The organism is Candidatus Hydrogenedentota bacterium (assembly GCA_012523015.1).
Classification (GTDB): domain Bacteria; phylum Hydrogenedentota; class Hydrogenedentia; order Hydrogenedentales; family CAITNO01; genus JAAYBJ01.
Window position 1 is genome coordinate 1 of the sequence record JAAYJI010000159.1, and the last position, 5592, is coordinate 5592.

A 5592-nucleotide genomic window follows, 5' to 3' on the forward strand; every position below is an offset into this window, starting at 1 on the left:
GCCCGGACGTTATGGGGTTCCCAACTAGAAAGTTGGGAACCAGAAGGCAGGACCAGCACGGGGGATGTGGTTGGGTTCCCAACTGGAAAGTTGGGAACCAGCATATAAATCCTTTTGACTCTTTTTTACTCCAAAAATCCTTTTTTCTTACTCAGCGAGACAGAAAAAACTTTCTCTCACCAAAAAACAACGCCCTTTATATCCACCCTAACCTATTGCTACACCGACACTTACTATACCCTTAAAAATAATTGAAAATAAAGCTTGACATTCAAACCGGTTTGTGGTACAAACTAGATAGCGTCAGATAAGGATGCTGACGCAAACAGAAGTTGAAAATGGCTGTAGACGGTAAGATTACCGTTGGGCAAATTGCCCTATAGACTGCAGAATTTTCACAACGAGAGGAGGTGACATAGTATGAAGAAACTTGGATTAGTAATGAGCGTCATGGTTGTGTTGGCAGGTCTTGCGTATGCGAGCTCCCTTGCCATTCCGTGGTTCGCAGACAATGCTCCGCCTGATGTAGGCTGGCCGCCGAAAGCAGACCTCCCACGCGCACAGTCCGTTACCCTGATCTATCTGAAGAACAATACGGATGACGTGCTCACTGCTGAAATCACTTATTTTAGTGAAACCGGTGAAAATCTGGGGCCTGAATTCCCGGACAATACCTTCTCCATCAGCCCGAAAGCATCTGTTGCGTTCCGTCCTGTAGCGATAGATCCTATCGGCACATTAGAAGGTGGTGCATTGGGCGGACTTGAAGGTGCTGAAGGCGTAGCTGTTCCGGATCGTCCCCGTGATGTGGACACGAAAAAGAACGGCTCTGCCACCATTTCCTGGGTCGGTGGACCTACTGATATTCAAGGTATGGTCGCCACGGCTGGTAATGCCATGTCCTATGCGCACTTGCTGCCTCCCGGAAATTGATCGAATGGCTTGTTAACTATTTAATAACCATGCAATACTATGAAGGCGAGAATGTTGAAAGACATGCTCGCCTTATTTCTTTTTAAACACCTCTCCTTTTATAAGTATTTTTTGTGGCGCCAAAAGTTTTTAGACATTATGACTGAATCCCCTCATATATCTTGCGTTGCTTGTGCCGGTGTTCATCTTAGATTTTTCGGAAAAAGAAAAGACTATGCCTATTATCGCTGCGCCGACTGTGCCACCTTACAGCTTGTACCCTTTCCCGACAAATCTCAACTAGACAAAGCCTACCAAGATGAGTATGCCTCTGTCGGGCATTGTCAAGCTGCTCCTGAAACACGCAATTTAGCAGCGTCGCCTCAATTTGAAGCACTTGTGCAGCTTCTTATGAAATATGGTCAACCGGAACGAGTTTTAGAATATGGTCCAGGTTGGGGGGGATTGCTTGATTGTCTACAAAGCCACCATATCCAAGGGGAAGGTTTAGAACTCTCCGCTGAAATGGCGGACTATTGTGCGACGAAGGGCTACACCATCTATCGCAATGAAATAAGCGAATTGGAGCATTCTGAATCCTATGATGCCATTCTGATGTCTTATGTTTTTGAGCATTTGGTGAATCATAAGCTATTTTTTGAAGCAGCCCAACGTCTATTAAAATCGGAAGGTTTATTTATCTCTACTCAACCGACCGCCGCTTTTGCCTCTTTTTTCGGGCGCTTGTTTCGTTTAGGCCTTTCTTCTCTCCCCCTCCCCGAACTGCACAGTACTTTTTCACCGCCATGGCATACGGTATTATTTTCTACGAAAGGGATGACGCTCCTCGCAGAAAAACATGGCTTTGAAATTTTGGAAATTCGTCCCGCTCCCATTCAACAGGAAGGGGGATTCACAGGCCTTATACAACGAGTCTTATCTCTTGTTAACAGCGTAGGCGTTGCGTGTTTTGGAATCAATTGGCCTCTTGTCGTAGGACATATTTTTGTTTTCAAAAAACGATCATAAATCAACCCTATAACAACGCACGGTAAAGGGGTATTTTCGAAAAACAACCGTCCTTAGGCATTGTCTTTTTGTCTGCAAATAGGCTTTCGCTATAATTCAACTGCGATCGTATTGCACGTGACCTTATTTCTCCTTATAAAGGATATACCACAGTGAAAACACCAGAGATCACCGTTCTTGTCCTTGCTGTTGGCGGCAATGTGAGTCAGGGCATATTGAAGGCGCTGCAGCGTTCTTCCCTGCCCTGCCGCGTGATCGGAACGGATTTAGACGCCTTGCAGATGGGACTCTATACCGTGGATACTGGCTATCTCCTGCCCCATGCAACGGATCCCGACTTTATGGATCGGCTCATCGCCTTGTGCAAGGAGGAATCGGTAGACCTTATCCTGAGCGGCTGCGAGCCCGTGTTGCGCTTTTTGGCGCAGGCGAAAGAAAAGGTGGAAGAGGCGACAGGAGCGCTGTGCTTTGTATGTCCGCCGGAGATCTGGGAGCGCTGCGACGATAAGCTGCTCACCTGCCAATGGCTCCGTGATCAGGGCTTCGCTTATCCTGATTTTGCGGCGTCGGAAGATGCCGCCGCCCTGGCGCGGCTCGTCGCTACCTACGGCTATCCGCTCTTGGGCAAGCCGCGCACCGCAGGCGGCGCACAAGGGCTTATCCTCATCGAGAACGAAGAGGATCTTGCCTATGTATCCCGTAAGGCGGCGTATATTGTGGAGGAATATTTGGGCAGCGACGATCAGGAATATACGGCAGGCTGCTTTTGCGATGAGGAAGGCAGGCTCCGGGGCAGCATTGTCATGTGGCGGGAACTCTACGCAGGAACCACCTACCGCGCGGTGACCGGCGCTTATCCCGAGGTGCGGCACGAGGCAGAGCGCATCGCGGCGGCGCTGGGCTGTCCGGGGCCGTGCAACATCCAATTGCGCATGACCGAGCGGGGGCCCGTTTGCTTTGAGATTAACCCCCGCTTCTCGGGCACCACACCGATACGCGCCACCTTGGGCTATAACGAGGCGGAAGCGGTGATACGGCACTTTTTACGGAAGGAAGCCCTTGCCGCCTTGCCGCGTATCACGGAAGGGGTCGCACTGCGCTATTGGAATGAAGTCTATGTGGATCGGGCGTGCAGCGACCGCTTGACCGAAGCGGGCAAGATCAGCGCCGCCTCCGATCAAATCCATATTGAAAACTATGGGATGCACTAATGCGTATACTCGTCACAGGAAGCAGCGGTCATGTAGGCGGCGCAATCGCGCGTCGCTTCGCGGAACAACAATACGAAGTAGTGGGCATGAGCCGCCGCATCAATAAGCAGCTCCCTGAGTCGATCCGTCAGGTGTCGCTGGATCTGGGCGCGCCTGATTTGGCCGCCCGTCTGCAAGAGGCGGTGGGATCTTGTGACGCCATCGTCCACGCCGGCGCTTGTTTATTGGGTGATGATCATGCAGACGAAGTGATGAAGATCAACGTTGAAGGGACGCGAAAGATGCTGGAAGGGGCGCACGCCTTGGGCGCCGCCTCCTTTATCTTCATTTCGAGCCTGAGTCTCTTGGGCCGCCCTCAAAGGGCGGTGGTGACGGAAGAAGATCCCCTCGCGCCGGGCACGGCTTACGCGCGTTCGAAGGCCTTGGGCGAAGGGCTTGTCTTCGATCCGGCGGCGGCAGCATCGCTGACGGGGCATCGCGTTGCCCTGCGCATCTCCTCCCCCATCGGCCCGGGCCTGCAGTATAAGCGGATCTTCCGTATCTTTGTGGAGCGTGCCCTACAGAACGAAGCCATCACCGTCCATGGCGAAGGGGCACGGCAGCAAGATTATGTGGATGTGCGGGATGTTGCCGACGGGATCATCCGCCTCTTGGACTGCCCCTGTACGGGTATCTTCAATCTCGGCTCCGGGGTGCCTGTCTCGAATCTTGAACTGGCACAGCGCTGCATCAGCGCCTTGGCCTCCACGTCGCCCCTGCTCCGCTCGGGCGCGCCCGATGAGGACGACGGGCTGCGCTGGCGTTTGTCCATCGACAAGGCGGCCAAGCACTTTGGCTATGCCCCCGCCTACAGCCTCGAAGACAGCATCCACGCCCTCGCCGAGGAACTCAGGGCGGCCCAGTAGCCTTGTGCGCGCAGCCGTGGAGGCCTTTCGCAGACCTCCACGACTACAACAAGTCATACAAGGCTCAGGGAAGCCTTAGTCCGCGTTTTCAGCTAAATCAATGACCCACACATTCCGATACTGTACATAATGGCTGCGGTGGGACTGAAGAATAATGGAGCCGGGGCCTTGGGGCGGCGCTTCGAGACGTTCCTCTTCTTTCCACCCAGGGACCATAAGCAGTTCTTGATTGTCCTGGATGAGGATTCCGTTGTGGAGGACGGTGATCCGTGCATGCTCTTTGATGGAGCCGTCGTCATTGAAACGGGTACCGTGGAAGGTGATGTCGTAAGTCTGCCATTCTGTGGGGGGCAGACAGGCGTTGACGCGGGGCGCAGAGACCTTATAGAGCGCGCCGCATTCATCGTAGGTGCCTTCGAGGCCGAAGCTGTCGAGGACTTGCACTTCATACTTGTCTTGGACGAAGACGCCGCTGTTGCCGCGGGACTGGCCCCGCTCTTTGGGGATGAAGGGTGTGCGGAATTCGATGTGCATGCGCAGATCTTCGAACTTGTCTTTGGACACGAGATCGGAGGCGTCGGGCGTGACCATCATCGCCTTGTCCTTGGTGAGTACCCAGCCGTCGGCACCGTCCCACGCGTCAAAATTGCTGCCGTCGAAGAGGACTTTCGCGTCTGCTTCGGGGGCCGCGCCCATGGTGGGCGACACCACATAGAGGCGCTCCATGGTAAAGGTCTTTTGGCCGGAAGGCTGTCCGCCCGTGATGCGTCCGTCACGCACTTCGCCCTTGATTTCGTCGCTCTCAAAGGCGAGCACGTCGCCCTTGGCTTTGGCTTCGATGAGCGCTTTTACCGGCGCGCGCATGAAGACTTGCGAGGCGATGCGGATCTGGTAGCGGCTGCCGCCTAAAGCGACGATCTGCGCGGTTATGTTGGGATCCACATCTTCCTCGGCCGACCAGCGGCCTTCCCAGTTGCCCGCGAAGGGATCGGGAGTCGCCGGGTAATAGCTTTCTTCCGATGCCTTTTGGGCACATGCCCCATGACAGACAAGGACCAAGGCGCTCACCAACAACACAGACGCCAAGGCGACAACGGCACGTACATTCACCATCTTCTTCATTAGAAACATCCTTTCCTAACTAGGTTGTATCACCACGAAAACCCTTGTCCCGGGTGAAGTTTTTATATAGCATCAAGCCCTTATGCCTGAAGTATAGATCCTGTTATTACGGGGGCGACAAGGCGTCGAGAAGGGCAGGCGCCGGCGACAGCAGATAGCGCCGCACCTTTAGACAACGGAGCGCGCCGCTGCTATCCGCAGCCACATAGCGATACGCCTTTGTCCCCGGCCCATCGGGCAGCACCGTCATATGGAGCACGGCACCAAAACCTTCATGATCCTCCCACAAGAGAGAAGCATCCTCTGAAAGTGTATACATATCGCCGTCTGCCATTCCAATGAGGACCCCTTCCCCATCGGGCAGCGCCGTGAGCGCTGTGTTCCCCGCGCCCGGGATCTGCCACGGCGGCGGC

The 5592-nt window shown here is 54.1% G+C and carries 6 protein-coding genes; 4 read left to right on the forward strand and 2 right to left on the reverse strand.

Annotation, left to right across the window (positions count from 1 at the left end):
- The first annotated feature begins 420 nt into the window (after positions 1-420).
- From GX117_06885 to GX117_06900, 4 genes are all read left to right on the forward strand, one after another.
- Entirely contained in the window at positions 421-933 is a 513-nt protein-coding gene (locus tag GX117_06885) for a hypothetical protein (GenBank protein NLO33063.1), read from the forward strand.
- A 51-nt stretch (positions 934-984) separates the two neighbouring features.
- Positions 985-1941, forward strand: coding sequence for a class I SAM-dependent methyltransferase (locus GX117_06890; GenBank protein NLO33064.1), 957 nt, complete (start codon positions 985-987; stop codon positions 1939-1941).
- A 152-nt stretch (positions 1942-2093) separates the two neighbouring features.
- Positions 2094-3152, forward strand: a complete 1059-nt coding sequence (locus GX117_06895; protein NLO33065.1) for an ATP-grasp domain-containing protein — start codon at positions 2094-2096, stop codon at positions 3150-3152.
- Positions 3152-4057, forward strand: a complete 906-nt coding sequence (locus tag GX117_06900; GenBank protein NLO33066.1) for an NAD(P)-dependent oxidoreductase — start codon at positions 3152-3154, stop codon at positions 4055-4057. Before GX117_06895 ends, GX117_06900 begins: the two co-directional genes overlap by 1 nt.
- Positions 4058-4132: 75 nt before the next feature.
- Here the strand turns inward: GX117_06900 and GX117_06905 are convergent, their stop codons facing one another.
- Together GX117_06905 and GX117_06910 are read right to left on the reverse strand one after the other, a co-directional pair.
- The gene (locus GX117_06905; protein NLO33067.1) at positions 4133-5179 is read right to left on the reverse strand and encodes a DUF1080 domain-containing protein; all 1047 of its coding nucleotides are present in this window, start codon (positions 5177-5179) and stop codon (positions 4133-4135) included.
- Between the two features lie 106 nt (positions 5180-5285).
- Positions 5286-5592, reverse strand: a 307-nt coding sequence (locus tag GX117_06910) for a hypothetical protein (GenBank protein NLO33068.1), incomplete at its 5' end; no start/stop codon positions are given.